A 15,613-nucleotide genomic window follows, 5' to 3' on the forward strand; every position below is an offset into this window, starting at 1 on the left:
AATTGGAGCACGAACTGGCTGAGTGGGTGGGCAAAGAAGCGGCGCTGGTCTTTTCAACCGGTATGCAGGCAAACCTTGGTGCCGTCAGCGCCCTGGTTGGGCGCGGAGATTATATCATCCTGGACAAAGATGACCATGCCAGTATTGTGGATGGAGCTCGTCTCGGTTACGGGAAAATTGAACGTTTCCGCCACAATGACATGGAACATCTTGAAAGAGTGCTGCAGTCGTTGCCGGAAAATGCCGGCAAGTTGATTGTCGTAGATGGATTGTTCAGCATGGAGGGTGATCTCGCACCCTTACCTGAGCTGATTCCGGTTGCTAAAAAATACGGCGCTCGTCTGATGGTGGATGATGCACATTCCATGGGCGTCTTAGGTGGAGGACGCGGCACGGCTGCCCACTTTGGCGTAACCGAGGATGTGGATTTGATTATGTCCACTTTCAGCAAATCTTTCGCATCGCTGGGCGGTTTCGTTGCCGGTGATGAGGATGTAATCCATTACATTAAGCACCACGCCCGATCCTTGATTTTCAGCGCCAGTATCCCCGCTTCCAATGCTGTGGCTGCCCTGACCGCCCTCAAAATCATGCGCGAAGAGCCCGAACGTATCGCTCGCGTCAATGAAATTGGAGCCAGAATGCGCAAAGCCTACACGGAACTGGGATTTAATATTGGCAATTCCGTTACGCCAATCGTCCCTATAATTATCGGGGATGATGAAAAGACTTTCCTGACCTGGAAATTGCTCTTTGAAAATGGTGTTTTCGTCAATCCGGTCATCAGTCCGGCAGTTGCACCCGGTCATCAATTGCTGCGCACCAGCTACATGGCCACCCATACTGATGAACAATTGGATCGGGTTGTAGGAATATTTGAAAAAGTTGGTAAGATGGTCGGTCTGATTTAGTCCTATTCAGCAATCTAAAGGTCAGGCGCAGCGGAGAAAAATCACCTGCGCCTGATTTATTTAACCATGAATAAAATCCCAATGGTATTCGGCCCACAATGACTGGAAATGGTAGCACCCGCAGTCGTGACCAGAATTTCCTCCACTGCCCCGGTCTTGCGGATTTCTTCCACCAGATATGCAGCGTCCTCATCACAACCTGTATGAGTTACAAAAACACGGGTCGGATCAACATTCGGTAAATGGGATTTGAAATCCTCCAGCATAGAATTCAAACCTTTCATTCGCCCCCCGCGGATTTTCTCTCTGACACCTAATGTCCCATCACTGCGGACTTCGATGATGGGTCGAATTTTCAAAACCGAACCAACAATTGCCTGCAGGGCAGTACAGCGCCCTCCTTTGTAAAGATATTCCATTGTGTCAATGATGAAAGAAGTGCGTACCTTTGGCACCCAGCGCTGGATTTCTTCGGTGATTTCTGGTGCGCTCCAGCCCGCATCGCGTAAATCGGCTGCTTTCAGCACCAGCAAACCAATTCCTGTCGAGAGATTCAGAGAGTCGATGATGTAAACCTTCTTTTCTTTATCCAACAACTCTAATGCCAGAATACTGTTTGGCACTGTTGCGGAAAGTTTAGAAGAAATGCCAATATAAATCGTTTCGCCGGGAGTTTTGAAAAATTCAGCAAATTCGGCAATCGAAGGGGCAGCTGTCTTGGGAAGATTACCGCTTTCTTCCACAAGTTTGAATAATTGCTGGGGGGTTACCTCCCCGTCCTTAAGGTTTTGATTATTGATGAAAACCTGGAGAGGAAGAACCCGTATGTTTCGGTTTTGAATTATTTCACGAGAAAGGTCAGAGCAAGAGTCCGTTGTTAAATCAATCATCATGTACACCTTTTTTACAAGGATAAAATTCACCAAAAGAGAGCTTCCCTATTATAATGACCCTTCAGAGGTTTGGCTATGGCAAATCTATTTATACTGGATATTGATGGAGTTCTGGTTAAACCCGGTGGGTATCGCACCGCGCTTCACCGCACAATTGCACACTTCCTGGAGCAACTCGGATTACCCGATTCCTTCAACTTGACCGAAGAAGAAATTGGTACGTTTGAGGCAAATGGAATTACCAGCGAATGGGACATGATTCCTCTGACCTTTGCCATCCTCTTTGATAAAGCCCTTTCTAATGCAAAAAATCATTTACCTTCCTTGAAGCAAGCGATTGAATGGTTTAGAAAAACACATCCCCTGGTTGAGCGTCCCTCCTATGTTGAGAATATCGCGGAATGGCTGGGGATGGCTATACCAAGTTTGCCACTGGCCGATGCTCTGTTTTCCCGTCTTCAACAAAATCCCGACAACCATCCCTTTCGAAATCTGGCGGGACAGCCATTTACCGTTGAAGTTCTTGGCAATACCCGTGATTTTTCTGCCAATCCCTTTAGCAGGCTGTTTCAAAATCAGGTCTTGGGAAAAGCCCTTTTTGCTCAGTATTACCCGAATTTACCGGTAGTACAGGTCGAATCCACATTGGAAAGATATGACGAACCCAATCTTGAGCCAACACTTCAACAGGAGTTGAGAGAACAGATAAAAAATGGACAAATACGCGCCGCGGCAATGACATTGCGGCCTAACTGGGTTGAAAACATCTCCATCAATGGAAATTCCTGCCGGGCTGGTTTTTCACCTGAAGCCGAAATTGCATTAAACCTCTCCGGGTTGGAAGGTATTCCACTGGCCGGTTATGGTACTCTCCTTTGGGCATGCGAGCGCTATCACCTGGCAATTGACCAGATTTTGAAACCCTCTGAATTTCATGCTCTCACAGCCATTCTAATGACCTTTACCGACATAACCAATGCTTTGCATCTCACCATGAGGCTGTATCAACCCGCTCAGGGAAATTTTCCAGAGGGATCACCTTTTTCACTGGGCGATTTTCTACCTGACGAACCGCTCCATATCCATGTTTTCGAGGATTCTCCGAATGGTATTCGCTCAGTGATTCGCGCGTCCGAAATCCTGAAAAATGCTGGATGGCCGGTATGGCTTAATCTCTGGGGAATAACCGACCATCCGCATAAAAAGAAGGCATTGCAAGATTTAGGCGCAAAAGTTTTTGGGAATGTCAATGAGGCGCTTGCTACAGCCCTTGAAATGAACCGGAATTAACGCATCGTTCGTTGATCCACAGAGTTTGACGCACTTTTGAGCAGTTCAGGAACGGGAATATATGCCTCGTCATTTTCATTAACATATTCAGGTTCTGGCCGTCTTTCCCTGGTTTGCTGAGGTTTTGCATACATTGATTCTTTGCGGGTCAATCGCAAAGGCCTGGATAGTGGATGTGATGAGGTAAGCGGGGTATCGGATCGTTGATCACCGCTTCTCGTCAAAACCAGCCGGCTGACGACATCTTCCGAAAGCGAGGCACCAAAAGAAAAGGTGCCAATTAGAAGGATGCGCGTCACCCAAACCAGAACAGCAATGAAAACAGGGATGACTTCGACCAGCATCTCATGTGAAATGAACGAACTGCTTTGAAGCGTGCGATTGACCAGTGCAAGTGAGATGCTCCACCAGGTTAAAACAGCATTCATCGTCGCGGCAATCAGCCACGCACCCATCAAGTACCAGGTCTCACGCGAATCATGCGATTCGGGCAGGAACAACCGCGCTATTCCTGCGAAATCTATCCCGCAAAAGGCAACAGCCAGAATGGTAGCCCAGCGAAAACCCGCAAAACGCAAATCCCCCAGTAAATCCCCCAGGGCAAGTTCGGTAGTGCTGTAATTGAACACCTCAAATCCAATCAAAGCCACCGCCAGAATGAGACCGTAGATGGCTTTTCGCTGGCTTTGCAGATAAAAGAGCATTTTTTGCCAAAAACTTGGCTCATCGTAGGGTCTTGCGGTCATCTCATTTCTCCTGCACAAAGGAATTATTTTGTGCAAGAATATTATAGAACATTTATTCTATTTTGTCAAATTAAAACCAGCGCCGTTTTCGAAAATAACCCAGCATCCCAATGGCAATCAAAACAAAAACCAACCACACCAATGGATAGCCCCAACGCCAGCCCAATTCCGGCATATAGTGGAAATTCATCCCATAAACTCCTGCCACAAAGGAAAGCGGTAGAAAAATTGTCGAAACAATCGTTAATGCCTTCATAACCTCATTCAATCGCAGGGAGGTTGCGTTGAGGTACACCTCCAGTGCACTGGTCGTCATGTCCCGGATTCCATCCAACATATCAAAAATCCTGACAAGGTGGTCATAAACATCACGGAAGTACATTTGGCTATGTGGGTCAATCATTGGAAAATCATCCCTGCATAAGCGATTGATGACCTCCCGCTGCGGAGAAATTACCCGCCTCAGGTTCATCGAGTAACGTTTTAATCGTAATATCCGCTGCAGGGTTTGCGGGTCAGGATTGGAAAGCACCGCCTCTTCCAAAAAATCAATTTCTTCTTCCAGTTGATCAATGTGCGGAATGAACTCATCCACTACTTGATCCAACAGCGCATGGCAAAGAAAGTCAGAGCCATTTTGATAGATGCGCTCGTCTCTCTCCAACCGTTTTCTCAACTTTTCAACGGCGGTAACCTTTCTCAGTGAGCTGGAAACCAGATAATGATCACCAAGAAAGATATTCAACTCACGCGTTGTGTCTCCCTCGAGCAAGCCGCCAGAAGTTACCGATTGCACAACCAGGAATAAATATTCCCCGTAATCATCCAGTTTGGGGGTCTGATAACCATCGGATTGGCAGTCTTCAACCGCAAGCGGATGGAAGTGAAATTGATTTACCATCACGCGGGTTATTTCTTCTTCATCGGGTTCTTCAAGCGCGACCCAGACCAGCCCTTCTCGATCAGCAAGAGCACTTCTCAGAGCAGAGAACGGCAAATTAAGTTGGGGAGCGCCGATTTTTGGAAAATAAACAATACTGATCATAGATGATGCTCTCCCTTTTTCTCTTTTCTATTGACCATTGATATTCCCAATACGGGCTTGACAGAATGGATAGGAAAGTTACAATAATTTCACTGCAGTAATAATCTAATTGGAGGTTTTGGCATGAGTGATCTTTATGAAGAAGTCAAAGCAGTCATAGTGGAAGTCCTGAAAGTGGATGGGTCAGAAATCACGCCAGAAACACGGTTCATCGAAGACCTTAAAGCCGATTCAATGGATCAGTTCTTCCTGATTGACGGGTTAAGCGAAAAATTTGATCTGGCAATCAGCGACGAAGATGCCCGTCAAATCAAATCCGTCCAGGATGCGGTAAATTACATTCAAACCCATAAAAAATAACAAAGGCGAGGTAGCGTGGGAAGGAGTTTAATTTTTGCCTGCCTTTCCACGCTACTTCATCCAATAATCCCTCAACCATAATTTTTTCAGCTTCTCAATAAAGCCGGAATTTCTTCCGGGTGACGCGCCACTCGTACTCCGGCATTATTCAAAGCCTTGATTTTATCCGCCGCTGTGCCACTTCCACCCTCAATAATGGCGCCGGCATGTCCCATGCGTTTACCGGGCGGTGCCGTTTGACCGGCAATAAAGGCAACCACCGGCTTGGTCATGTGCCGGGAAATGTATTCTGCTGCTTTCTCTTCGTCAGAGCCACCAATTTCCCCGATTAAAATCACCCGCTCGGTATAAGGATCGGCTTCAAAGAGACTCAATGCATCAATGAAGGATGTACCATTCACGGGGTCTCCCCCGATACCCACACAGGTGCTTGCTCCCATGCCGTGCAGTTTTAAGGCATACAAAACCTCATAGGTCAATGTCCCTGAGCGCGAAACGACCCCAATGTCACCAGGGATAGCAATGTTTCCCGGTATAATGCCGACTTTGGCTTCGCCCGGGGTTAATGCCCCCGGACAATTCGGACCAACCAGGCGGACGCCTTTTTGATCCAGATAGGCGCGAACGGTCATCATATCCTGCACCGGAATTCCTTCGGTAATACAGAAGATTAACGGCACACCTGAATCCGCGGCTTCAAATATGGCATCCGCCGCAAAGCGGGCAGGCACAAAGATGACCGAAACGTTCGCCCCGGTTGCTTCCACGGCCACTTTTACCGAGTCAAAGACCGGCACCTTACCATCCAGCACCCATTCACCTCCTTTGCCCGGTGTTACACCAGCCACGACATTGGTACCATAGGTGATCATTTGTTGAGCGTGGAAAGAGCCTTCATGCCCGGTAATTCCTTGAACCACAACCCGCGAGTGTTTGTTGATCAAGATGCTCATGCCGCACCTCCCCGTGCAACCTGCACCGATTTTTGGGCCGCTTCCACCAGAGTCTCCGCTGTAATCAATTGAGCATCAGCAAGCAGACGCCGGCCTTCTTCAGCATTGGTACCGACCAGTCGCACCACCATTGGTACATTTGGTTGCACTTCCCCAATTGCAGCCAGGATGCCGCGAGCAACCTCATCGCAGCGGGTAATTCCACCAAAAATATTGATCAACACTGCTTTGACATTTGTATCCGAAAGGATAATTCTCAAAGCGGCTGCAACCTTATCTGCACCCGCTCCCCCGCCAATATCCAGAAAATTTGCTGGGTACCCTCCATATAACTTAATGATATCCATCGTTGCCATTGCCAGTCCGGCGCCGTTCACCATACAACCGATTTCTCCGTCCAACTTAATGTAAGATAGCCCGTACTTGCGCGCCTCAATTTCGGCAGGTGCTTCAACATCCAGGTCACGTTTTTCTGCCAGGTCTGCATGACGGAAAAGCGCATTATCATCAATGCTCATTTTCCCGTCCAGGGCTAACAAACGCTGGTCATTGGTAATCACCAATGGATTGATTTCCACCAGTGTGGCATCCGTTTCTCGGTAAACTCGCCACAAAGCCTCAGCCAGGGATATAAACGAACGCCAGAACGGTTTGGGTAGATCAATGGAAACGGCAACATCCCTGGATTGATATTCTCTCAGACCCAACAACGGATCAATCAGGATTTTGATGATTTTATCAGGAGATCGAGCAGCCACTTCTTCAATATCCACACCACCCTCTGCCGAAGCCATCAACACCGGTTTTCTGGATGAACGGTCATTGGTAATGCCGAGGTAGATTTCTTTTTCAATGCTTACAGCTTCATCTACAAGCACTTTTCGTACCGGTAAACCCTTTATTTCCATTCCCAGAATTAACGTTGCCAGTTCTTCCGCTTCTTGGCTTGATTTTGCCAGCCGAATTCCACCAGCTTTGCCTCGCCCGCCAACCAGAACCTGGGATTTCACCACAACTTTGCCGCCCAATTCTTCAGCAATCTGTTTTGCTTCTGCCGGGTTTGCGGCAACTCTCCCGCGTGGGATGGGTATCCCATACCGCGAAAAGATTTGTTTTGCCTGATATTCATGTAGATTCATACGTTCTCCCCAAACCAAAATTAACCGGTTTTGACCGTTGAGCGGATTATACCACGAGGTCAATTTAGATAAAATTGGTTTAAATACAAAAAGACCCGACTTTTTATAGTCAGGTCTTATATGAGAATTTTCAACCCTTCAGGAATTCCTCCAGGGCTTCCTTGCTGATGCGGTAAGCATTTCCAATCTTTTTTGCTTTCAATTCGCCCGATTGAATCGCCGCTACCACATCTTCTTCGGAAACTTTGAGGATTTGGGCTGCTTCGGTGGGTGTCATGACCGAAGGGATTACCGCCCCGCCTGAGGCTGGAGTGGTTTGCCCGCCTTGCCCACCGGCAGTCATTCCTTGCAGCGATTGAGAGATGACATTTCCGAGCCCAACCCCGGCACCAATTCCTGCCGTCAAACCAGCCCCCCCGCTGGGATTTTGTGCCGCATCCCGTAAAGCATCTGCCGCCTGCAGCTGGGTGTAGGTTGCCATGTCGAGCATGCCCATTGCCCGCAGTTCCTCAGCAGACTTGTCAGAGGGTTTAAGGCTGCCAATATAGAATGACTTTAGGAGAAGCCCCAAAGCTGCAAAATCATCCTGCGCCTTGGCGCGCACACCCGCGCCAATTTCTTCAATCAAACCGATCATCTCTGCAACGGATTTGGTTGCTCCAATTTCACCCAAAAGGTCTTGCAGTTTGGAGAGCAACATGGTGCGCAGGCGGTTTTCAATATCGGACATGCGGTAAGTGCCTTGTGCGCCGACAATCTGGGTAACAAACTGCTGAGCATCTTTCACCTGAAAACTATACGTTCCAAATCCCTGCAGCAGCGCCACCCCCAACCCCATACCTGGGTTTCTGACCAATATCGGCTGCGGGGTTCCCCACTTGCGATCCGGAAACTCACGCATGGAGACGAAATAGACCTCAGCTGTAAAGGGAGTACGGTCATTAAAGGCCTTGCCAATCAGTTGGGTAAGAAGCGGTATGTTGGCCGTAGTAATGGTGTGGCGGCCGGGGCCAAACACATCCAGGGCATGGCCATCGCGCATAAAAACCGCATTTTGGGATTCACGTACAATCACCTGTGAGCCCAGCCGCAAATCGGCAATTCCTTGTTCTGGAAAGCGATGAACGAGTTCATCGGTCATCTCGCTGGGATATTCAACTACATCAAAAATTCTCGCCATGGTACGATTACTCCTCTCAAATCATCTGACTTAAAATTACGATTCTGCCCCGCCAGCCTGAAAATTGATCATGACTTCGTTTCGTTTATTAAAAGCATCCAAACAGGACTGGGCTGTAGTTGTTAAATTTCGGATTGCAGCCGGTAAGCCTTCCGTACCCAAAGAGGCTTCCACGTGGTCAATTGCCCGCGAAACTTCATCAGCAAGGTCGAACATTGCGCTATCATATTCATAAACCCTTGCCAGGTCTTCGCTGTTGATCTTTACCGCGGCAAAAAACGGTGAATATCCATAGGATGCCGTGCGGATTCGGTCAATGAACTGACGCAGTTTGATGGCTGCCGCCTCCAGGTCGTCAATCAGACCGATATCACCGGATGAGATCAATTCGCGCTGGAGATCAGAAATCCGCTGCCACAACTGCTCAAACCGGTTCGCCACCGCTTCTCGTAAAAGCTTGTCCGACATCTTCCGGTTTCTTTTTTCTAAGTAGCCCTTGAAGCCCGGAACATTTGCCAATAATTTTTTGATAATATCCTGATCACCCGTTACACGCTCAAACAAGTCGCTCATTTTGCCTCCCAATTTTCATTGATCAATTCATCGAACAATATCATTATAGCCATCCCACCCTCTGGTTGCAACCGCTTTAGGTCAATCGTTTATAGATGTGATCAAAAAAACGCCACGTTACTGCACTCCAGTATACGTAATTTGTTTACTTCAAGTTGCAATTTGTTGAAAATCTCGGAAATAAGGCAGAAAGGCACTTGTATTTTAACAAGAATGTTGTATAAAATAATTACATTCATTCGAATCTTGAACAGAAGGGAGGTGAGACAAATGCTGTTCGCACCGAAGGAAAAAGCCCAAGGCTTGGTGGAGTATGCTTTAATCCTTGTTTTAGTAGCCGTTGTTGTAATCGTTATTTTGGCATTGCTCGGCCCGGCCATCGGCAACATCTTCTCCAATATCATGAACGCCATCTAAGCAGGCAAACCAGCAAAACAAAAAAGGTAAGCCCAGGTTTTCCTTGGGCTTATCTTTTTTTCCGTGAACTCATTGAGTATTGACGTATGACAACATTATGCTTTTGAGCTGTAAGGTGTTTGTAATTAAATCTGCTTGAATTATCAATTGACTTGGTTATAATAAGGTATAGATTTGGTATTAAATATTTTACGAGCAGAAAGGAGGTGAACAGTCATGTTATTCGCTCCCAAAGAAAAAGCCCAGGGCCTGGTTGAATACGCATTAATCCTTGTTTTGGTAGCCGTTGTTGTAATCGTTATTTTGGCATTGCTCGGCCCGGCCATCGGCAACATCTTCTCCAACATCATGCGAGCCATCTAGTCCTTTGTCACATTTCTTTGCAGCCCATTTTGATAAACCCTGTCAACGCAGGGTTTATCATTTAAAACAAAAAAGGAAACTTTCAAAAGTATTAGGTTTTTTGCTCGATATAATCCTTGCACATTTTTATTGATATTATATAATGGTGATATAGTCATATGCCTTTAATGTTTTATTTGGCATCATTCTAGATCCACATTCACACCCATTCCCAAACGCTTATGCACATTTCAAAATTCATATTTCAACTCAGGAGGAATTTCCATGGCCGCTAAAGGTAAAAGAGGTGGGCAAATCATCATCCTGGTGGCTCTAATTTTGATCTTTGCAGTCGGGGCAGTTTATCTTTGGCTGCAAATGCAACAACAGCAGAGCGCACAACCGTTACCAACAGCAGAACCAGCCAAACCGATGGTGCAAATCGTCATCACGACCCAATTCATCGCGCGCGGCGAAGAGATCACCGAAGCCAAAGTCATGATGATTGACTATCCTGCCGAATCATACGTCGAGGGCACCTTTATCCGCGACATTCAATCTGTCGTCGGAAGCCGGGCAAGATACGATTTACAACCCAGTGTACCACTTACCAAGGCTGTTCTCATCGAACCTGCCGGCGGTTCAGTGGCATCCTTTGATGTGCCAAAGGACTTTGTTGCGATGCCAATCCCGGCAACCCGGCTTACTTCCGTAGATAATTCTCTTGCACCCGGTGATCATGTCATGGTCATTGGTTGCATGTTGCTGGTGGATGTGGACACCCAGTTCCAATCCAAATTACCCAATGAAGTCGGTGTGGTGGAACGGCCGGGCGCAGCCGGCGGTGAACAGGCCGGCCCAGAACGGGCATCAGCGGGAATAATCCCAGCACCTGACGGGGCAACCGAAGGAAGAGCACAATTAGACCCAACCCTCAATTTGCCGCTCTACATTGTCCCCTCCGAACCCCAACGACCGCGTCTGGTTTGCCAGACCGTAATTCAAGATGCGGTTGTGTTGCGCACCGGTCAGGAATCTCAACCACAAGTTCAACCGACCCCCATCCCACAAGATCAGCAACAGGCTGCCCAACCCGCACCTGTTCAGGGACCAGGCGAGCCTTTCCCGATTACGCTGGTAGTCAGCCCACAAGATGCCGTCGCTCTGAATTATATGCTCCTCAGCGAGGTAACACTCAACCTTGCATTGCGCAATCCTACGGACACCAAACCAATTGTGACGGATGCTGTGACCCAACAATACCTCATGGATCAGAAGAACATCCCGCTTCCCGCCAAATTGCCTTACGCTATTGAACCGCGGGTAGATAAACTAAAGATGCCTGAACTCGGTCCTACCCCCATTCCGGTTCAATAGGAACAAATCTTTTATTTAGAGGTTTCATCAGGAGACGGTATGCCGGAAAAGGATATAGTTCGAGTCATTATTGTTGACGATGATAGCGATACACGCAAAGCCATCAAGGATTTGATTCGATTTGAAGAGCGAATTGAAGTGGTCGGCTTTGCCTCCAACGGTGAAGAAGCCATCCGTGTCGCTCAAGAAACAAAGCCGGACGTAGCCATCATGGACATCAACATGCCCGACATGGATGGCATTACTGCCACCGAAAGGATTCGGAAAAAAGTTCCTTTTACGCGGGTGGTCATCCTCACCATCCAGAATGACCCGAATTATATGCGCCGGGCAATGATTGCCGGAGCAACCGATTTCCTGAGCAAACCACCACATCTTGATGAATTGATTACCGCAATCTTAAGAGCCGGTCAAATGGCAGCCGAAGATCGCAAGAAGGCTGCGGCGGTTTTACCGGCGTACTCCATGGATTCCGCCCAAGCCGGCTCCTCCCCTGCACTGCAAAAAGGGAAGATAATCACCGTATACAGTCCCAAGGGAGGGGTCGGCTGCACAACCCTTGCCACAAACCTTGCAATTGCGCTCAAAAAGGCCGACAACAAAGTGCTGATTGTGGATGGTGACCTTCAATTTGGGGATGTTGCCATTTTCCTGAATGAGCAAGGCCGCAATAGTTTATACGACCTCACCAAACGCGCTGAAGAACTTGACCCGGAAATCGTTGAAGAAGTTGTCACCACCCACAATAGATCCGGTATCCATATTCTCTCCTGTCCACCAAGCCCTGAACTTGCAGAATCCATCACTGCTGACCAGTTCAAACTCACCTTACAGTTTCTTCAGCAAATGTATAACTTCATTATTGTGGATACTGCTTCATACTTAACCGAAACGGTTCAAGCGGCGTTAGAAATTTCGGATTATATTTTGTTGGTTGCCACCCAGGATATTCCAGCTCTCCGAAGTTGCAGCGTATTTCTGACCATCGCAAATGAATCGAAAATTATTGATCGGGTCCTATTTGTATTGAACCGCTTTGACAATCGGTTAAAATTAACTGCAGAAACAATCAGTGAAAGGCTTCACCATCCAGTCATTGGGACTGTTGTTTTGGACGAAAGAAACATTTCCTATTCAGTCAATCGCGGGACACCTTTCATTCTGGAAAACCCCACGCTGCTTGCCAGCCGAAATATCCATAACCTTGTTGATCAAATCCAAAACAGGATTCAACAAGATGAAACCACCTCTTCCGAAAGAGAACTGGTTGGAAGAAAGTAAAGGTAATTTAGGGGAGATTTAGCCATGTCCATATTAAAACGAATTCAAGGTGAACAAACTCCGCCACCGGGTGGCTCAGGAAAAGCACCGGGTGGTGGTACCACTCCGCCGTCCCCTGTCCCGCCAAGGCGGGTTGGCGCGCCATCCATGCCCACCACACAGGATACCTATCAGGACCTGAAGGTGCGCGTGCAAAATAAATTGCTCTCCAATTTGGATAGCAATATGGACGTAACCCGCACGGCTGAAGTGCGCCGCACCATTCAAGAATTATTTGAGCAAATTCTCAACGAGGAAAACATCGTGCTTTCTCGCCCTGAAAAGGCAAGAATGTACGAACAAATTGCTGCAGAAATCCTCGGGTTTGGGCCGTTGCAGCCCTTGCTGGATGATGACAGCATTACAGAAATCATGGTCAACGGCGCTAAGAACGTCTACGTCGAGCGGCGCGGGAAGATTCAACGGGCACCCATTACATTTGAAAACAATGAACACGTCATGCGAATCATCGAACGCATCGTAGCACCTTTGGGCAGGCGCATTGACGAATCCTCACCTTATGTGGATGCCCGTCTGCCCGATGGATCGCGTGTTAATGCCGTGATTCCACCCATTTCACTGGTTGGACCGGTTCTTACCATTCGTAAATTTGCCCGCAATCCCATCACGGTAGATCAACTGATTCAATTTGGCTCAATTACCCCTGAAGCGATCCAACTTCTGGATGCCTGCGTAAAGGCGCGTTTGAACATCGTCATTTCGGGCGGTACAGGTTCCGGGAAAACCACCCTGCTGAATGTGCTTTCTGGTTTCATTCCAGCCGATGAGCGTATTATTACAATCGAAAACGCAGCCGAACTTCAACTCCGTCAGGAGCATGTGGTCACCCTCGAATCCCGCCCTCCCAACATTGAAGGACGTGGAGAGATTACCATCCGTCAACTGGTAATTAACTCGCTGCGTATGCGTCCTGATCGCATCATCGTTGGCGAAATCCGCGACGAAGCCGCGCTGGATATGTTGCAGGCGATGAACACCGGTCACGATGGCTCCATGACCACCCTCCACTCCAACAGCCCGCGTGATACCCTTTCCCGTCTGGAAACGATGGTGATGATGGCCGGTATGGATTTACCCGTGCGCGCCATTCGCGAACAGGTTTCATCCGCCATTGATGTCGTCGTTCACCAGGAGCGCCTCCGCGATGGCACACGCAAGGTGGTCAATATCTGCGAGGTCTCGGGTATGGAAGGGGATGTGATTACGATGACCGACATTTACCAGTTTGAGCAAGCCGGCTACGAGAATGGCAAAGTCATCGGTCGCTTACGCCCCACCGGCCTGCGCCCAAGGTTTTACGAGAAAATCGAAGCAGCAGGTATTCATCTTCCTCCCTCACTTTGGGGCATGGGAGAAACCCGCAGAAGATAAATTTCTGTCACTCTCTTTGGTTCATTAAAATGACCAGAAAGCAGGTGAACCTATGATATTCAGCCCAACCATGGTTTTACTGATAGGAGGTGGCTTCGCCTTCCTGCTATTGATTCTCGGCATCGTTGTTTCAATTACCAGCGAGCGCAGCATGGTCGAGGAACGACTGGGACGCTATGTGGAAACCCAGCAGCAGGAAATCCTGAGTGAAAAACGGCGCTCCACCCCTTTAACCGATTGGTTGAACCGGCGCGTTGAACGGTCAACCCTGGGAGACCGAATCTCACAGGAACTCAGCCGGGCCGATTTGAAATTGCGTCCCGGGGAATTCATCGCCCTGGTTGTCATCACGATTATCGTAATGGCGGGGGTAGGGTATGTCATCGGTCAATACAGTGTGGTCACCGCCATCATTGGGGCGATCATAGGTGGTTTTTTACCCCGTTTCTATGTCAAACGACAACAAAACAAACGGCTCATTCGCTTCAACGAACAGCTTTCGGATATGCTCAACCTAATGGTAAACGGTTTGCGAGCCGGTTACTCCACCATGCAAGCCATGGAAGCCGTTTCTAAAGAATTGCCCTCCCCCATCTCCGACGAGTTTCATCGCGTGGTTCAGGAAATGCAGCTGGGTATTACCATGGAAAAGGCGATGGACAACCTGCTCAAACGCATCCCCTCTGATGACCTGGACCTGGTCATCACAGCAATCAATGTTCAACGCGAAGTTGGTGGTAATTTAGCCGAGATTCTGGATACGATCTCCTTCACCATCCGCGAACGGGTGAGAATCAAAGGTGAAATCCGGGTTCTAACCACCCAGGTGATGTATTCGGGTAAATTTCTTTCGCTGCTTCCTCTCATCCTGATTGGTGTGTTGTATCTGCTTAACCGTGATTACATCATGACATTTTTCAAACCCGAAAGCGTCCCTTGTGGATATATTGCATTGGGCGTGGCTGCCATTCTCATCATTTCGGGTTATTTTACAATGACTAAACTCGCCGACATTGAAGTATAGGTAAAACAAAGGAGGCAGATATGTGGATTCTTTTCGTTGTCGGTGGTTTGGTAATCCTTGGAGCGGTCATTTTAACCGTCATCGGGCTTCGCAATCCCGAACTGGCCAATGAGCGTGCCCTTCAAGCGCGGTTGGAGGAATTCAGCCGTACTGGAGAACAGGTAGATCTACGCAAGTTGGAATTGTCACAGCCCTTCACGCAACGCGTAATTTACCCCATGGCACGTAAAATGGGTGAACTGGCGGTTCGCTTCACGCCTCAAAACGCCATAAACTCTATTAACCGCAAGCTGGAGTTGGCTGGAAGCCCGGCGAACGTTGATGCCACGATGATTCTTGCGGCTCAAGCAGTTTGTGCCGTCATATTTGGTGGGCTGGTGGTACTGGTTTTCACCGTTGGAGCCACAAAATGGCCCTTTGGACGGGTGGTCTTGTTTGCTTTTCTCTTTGGCGGATTGGGCTACATGTTCCCTCAACTGTGGCTTTCCAGCAAAATTTCCCGTCGTCAGAAGGAAATTCGCAAAGCCATGCCGGATGCTCTTGACCTGCTCACCATTTGTGTAGAAGCCGGCCTGGGATTTGATGCCGCCATGTCCAAAGTTAGCGAAAAATGGGAATCCCAACTTTCTTTTGCCTTTGCCCGAGCCATTC

General features: G+C 48.2%; 17 protein-coding genes. 10 read left to right on the forward strand and 7 right to left on the reverse strand.

All coding sequences use genetic code 11. The features are described from left to right. On the forward strand, positions 1 to 911 hold a 911-nt coding region (locus tag VAE48_RS16030; protein WP_322794346.1), incomplete at its 5' end, for an aminotransferase class I/II-fold pyridoxal phosphate-dependent enzyme. Between the two features lie 56 nt (positions 912 to 967). Here the strand turns inward: VAE48_RS16030 and VAE48_RS16035 are convergent. Further along, complete coding sequence (locus VAE48_RS16035; protein ID WP_322794347.1) at positions 968 to 1,804, reverse strand: DegV family protein; 837 nt, start codon at positions 1,802 to 1,804, stop codon at positions 968 to 970. A gap of 75 nt (positions 1,805 to 1,879) precedes the next feature. On the opposite strand from VAE48_RS16035, the gene VAE48_RS16040 reads away from it, so the two are divergent. Continuing rightward, positions 1,880 to 3,094 carry a hypothetical protein gene (locus VAE48_RS16040; RefSeq protein ID WP_322794348.1) on the forward strand — a complete coding sequence of 405 codons (1,215 nt, stop codon included), beginning with the start codon at positions 1,880 to 1,882 and terminating at the stop codon, positions 3,092 to 3,094. Here the strand turns inward: VAE48_RS16040 and VAE48_RS16045 are convergent. Continuing rightward, positions 3,091 to 3,840, reverse strand: coding sequence for a hypothetical protein (locus tag VAE48_RS16045; RefSeq protein WP_322794349.1), 750 nt, complete (start codon positions 3,838 to 3,840; stop codon positions 3,091 to 3,093). The two genes, VAE48_RS16040 and VAE48_RS16045, sit on opposite strands and share 4 nt — an antisense overlap. 70 nt (positions 3,841 to 3,910) lie before the next feature. Then, positions 3,911 to 4,885: a magnesium/cobalt transporter CorA gene (gene corA / locus VAE48_RS16050; protein ID WP_322794350.1), complete on the reverse strand. Its 975-nt coding sequence runs from the start codon at positions 4,883 to 4,885 to the stop codon at positions 3,911 to 3,913. Between the two features lie 123 nt (positions 4,886 to 5,008). Between corA and acpP the strand changes: the two genes are divergently transcribed. Then, entirely contained in the window at positions 5,009 to 5,245 is a 237-nt protein-coding gene (gene acpP / locus VAE48_RS16055; protein WP_322794351.1) for an acyl carrier protein, read from the forward strand. A gap of 86 nt (positions 5,246 to 5,331) precedes the next feature. Here the strand turns inward: acpP and sucD are convergent, their stop codons facing one another. The 4 genes from sucD to VAE48_RS16075 all read right to left on the reverse strand — a co-directional run bounded on the left by sucD (position 5,332) and on the right by VAE48_RS16075 (position 9,090). Then, complete coding sequence (gene sucD, locus VAE48_RS16060) at positions 5,332 to 6,198, reverse strand: succinate--CoA ligase subunit alpha (RefSeq protein WP_322794352.1); 867 nt, start codon at positions 6,196 to 6,198, stop codon at positions 5,332 to 5,334. Further along, positions 6,195 to 7,337, reverse strand: coding sequence for an ADP-forming succinate--CoA ligase subunit beta (gene sucC / locus VAE48_RS16065; protein ID WP_322794353.1), 1,143 nt, complete (start codon positions 7,335 to 7,337; stop codon positions 6,195 to 6,197). The genes sucD and sucC overlap by 4 nt, the downstream gene beginning before the upstream one ends. A gap of 130 nt (positions 7,338 to 7,467) precedes the next feature. Beyond that, on the reverse strand, positions 7,468 to 8,517 hold the full coding sequence (locus tag VAE48_RS16070) for an SPFH domain-containing protein (RefSeq protein WP_322794354.1): 1,050 nt from the start codon (positions 8,515 to 8,517) through the stop codon (positions 7,468 to 7,470). A 36-nt stretch (positions 8,518 to 8,553) separates the two neighbouring features. Further along, the gene (locus VAE48_RS16075; RefSeq protein ID WP_322794355.1) at positions 8,554 to 9,090 is read right to left on the reverse strand and encodes a hypothetical protein; all 537 of its coding nucleotides are present in this window, start codon (positions 9,088 to 9,090) and stop codon (positions 8,554 to 8,556) included. A 270-nt stretch (positions 9,091 to 9,360) separates the two neighbouring features. Here VAE48_RS16075 and VAE48_RS16080 point away from each other — a divergent pair, with 270 nt between their 5' ends. The 7 genes from VAE48_RS16080 to VAE48_RS16110 form a co-directional block, all read left to right on the forward strand. Then, positions 9,361 to 9,507, forward strand: a complete 147-nt coding sequence (locus VAE48_RS16080) for a Flp family type IVb pilin (RefSeq protein WP_322794356.1) — start codon at positions 9,361 to 9,363, stop codon at positions 9,505 to 9,507. Between the two features lie 216 nt (positions 9,508 to 9,723). Continuing rightward, a complete protein-coding gene (locus tag VAE48_RS16085) occupies positions 9,724 to 9,870 on the forward strand; it encodes a Flp family type IVb pilin (protein WP_082149125.1) in 147 nt (48 codons plus the stop codon). A gap of 264 nt (positions 9,871 to 10,134) precedes the next feature. Beyond that, entirely contained in the window at positions 10,135 to 11,226 is a 1,092-nt protein-coding gene (locus tag VAE48_RS16090) for an SAF domain-containing protein (RefSeq protein ID WP_322794357.1), read from the forward strand. 39 nt (positions 11,227 to 11,265) lie between these two features. Then, a complete protein-coding gene (locus VAE48_RS16095; RefSeq protein ID WP_322794358.1) occupies positions 11,266 to 12,507 on the forward strand; it encodes a response regulator in 1,242 nt (413 codons plus the stop codon). Positions 12,508 to 12,531: 24 nt separating this feature from the next. Continuing rightward, positions 12,532 to 13,938, forward strand: a complete 1,407-nt coding sequence (locus VAE48_RS16100; protein ID WP_322794359.1) for a CpaF family protein — start codon at positions 12,532 to 12,534, stop codon at positions 13,936 to 13,938. Between the two features lie 52 nt (positions 13,939 to 13,990). After that, on the forward strand, positions 13,991 to 14,962 hold the full coding sequence (locus tag VAE48_RS16105) for a type II secretion system F family protein (protein WP_322794360.1): 972 nt from the start codon (positions 13,991 to 13,993) through the stop codon (positions 14,960 to 14,962). Between the two features lie 20 nt (positions 14,963 to 14,982). Beyond that, the coding region (locus tag VAE48_RS16110) for a hypothetical protein (RefSeq protein WP_322794361.1) at positions 14,983 to 15,613 on the forward strand (631 nt) is incomplete at its 3' end.

Origin of the sequence: Bellilinea sp. (assembly GCF_034432615.1) — a bacterium.
In the GTDB taxonomy this organism is placed as follows: Bacteria; Chloroflexota; Anaerolineae; order Anaerolineales; family Anaerolineaceae; genus Bellilinea.

Excerpts from the sequence above, each read along its gene's own strand:
- VAE48_RS16035 (WP_322794347.1), bottom strand. The coding sequence starts at position 1,804 with ATGATGATTGATTTAACAACGGACTCTTGCTCTGACCTTTCTCGTGAA.
- VAE48_RS16040 (WP_322794348.1), top strand. The coding sequence starts at position 1,880 with ATGGCAAATCTATTTATACTGGATATTGATGGAGTTCTGGTTAAACCC.
- VAE48_RS16045 (WP_322794349.1), bottom strand. The coding sequence starts at position 3,840 with ATGACCGCAAGACCCTACGATGAGCCAAGTTTTTGGCAAAAAATGCTC.
- corA (WP_322794350.1), bottom strand. The coding sequence starts at position 4,885 with ATGATCAGTATTGTTTATTTTCCAAAAATCGGCGCTCCCCAACTTAAT.
- acpP (WP_322794351.1), top strand. The coding sequence starts at position 5,009 with ATGAGTGATCTTTATGAAGAAGTCAAAGCAGTCATAGTGGAAGTCCTG.
- sucD (WP_322794352.1), bottom strand. The coding sequence starts at position 6,198 with ATGAGCATCTTGATCAACAAACACTCGCGGGTTGTGGTTCAAGGAATT.
- sucC (WP_322794353.1), bottom strand. The coding sequence starts at position 7,337 with ATGAATCTACATGAATATCAGGCAAAACAAATCTTTTCGCGGTATGGG.
- VAE48_RS16070 (WP_322794354.1), bottom strand. The coding sequence starts at position 8,517 with ATGGCGAGAATTTTTGATGTAGTTGAATATCCCAGCGAGATGACCGAT.
- VAE48_RS16075 (WP_322794355.1), bottom strand. The coding sequence starts at position 9,090 with ATGAGCGACTTGTTTGAGCGTGTAACGGGTGATCAGGATATTATCAAA.
- VAE48_RS16080 (WP_322794356.1), top strand. The coding sequence starts at position 9,361 with ATGCTGTTCGCACCGAAGGAAAAAGCCCAAGGCTTGGTGGAGTATGCT.
- VAE48_RS16085 (WP_082149125.1), top strand. The coding sequence starts at position 9,724 with ATGTTATTCGCTCCCAAAGAAAAAGCCCAGGGCCTGGTTGAATACGCA.
- VAE48_RS16090 (WP_322794357.1), top strand. The coding sequence starts at position 10,135 with ATGGCCGCTAAAGGTAAAAGAGGTGGGCAAATCATCATCCTGGTGGCT.
- VAE48_RS16095 (WP_322794358.1), top strand. The coding sequence starts at position 11,266 with ATGCCGGAAAAGGATATAGTTCGAGTCATTATTGTTGACGATGATAGC.
- VAE48_RS16100 (WP_322794359.1), top strand. The coding sequence starts at position 12,532 with ATGTCCATATTAAAACGAATTCAAGGTGAACAAACTCCGCCACCGGGT.
- VAE48_RS16105 (WP_322794360.1), top strand. The coding sequence starts at position 13,991 with ATGATATTCAGCCCAACCATGGTTTTACTGATAGGAGGTGGCTTCGCC.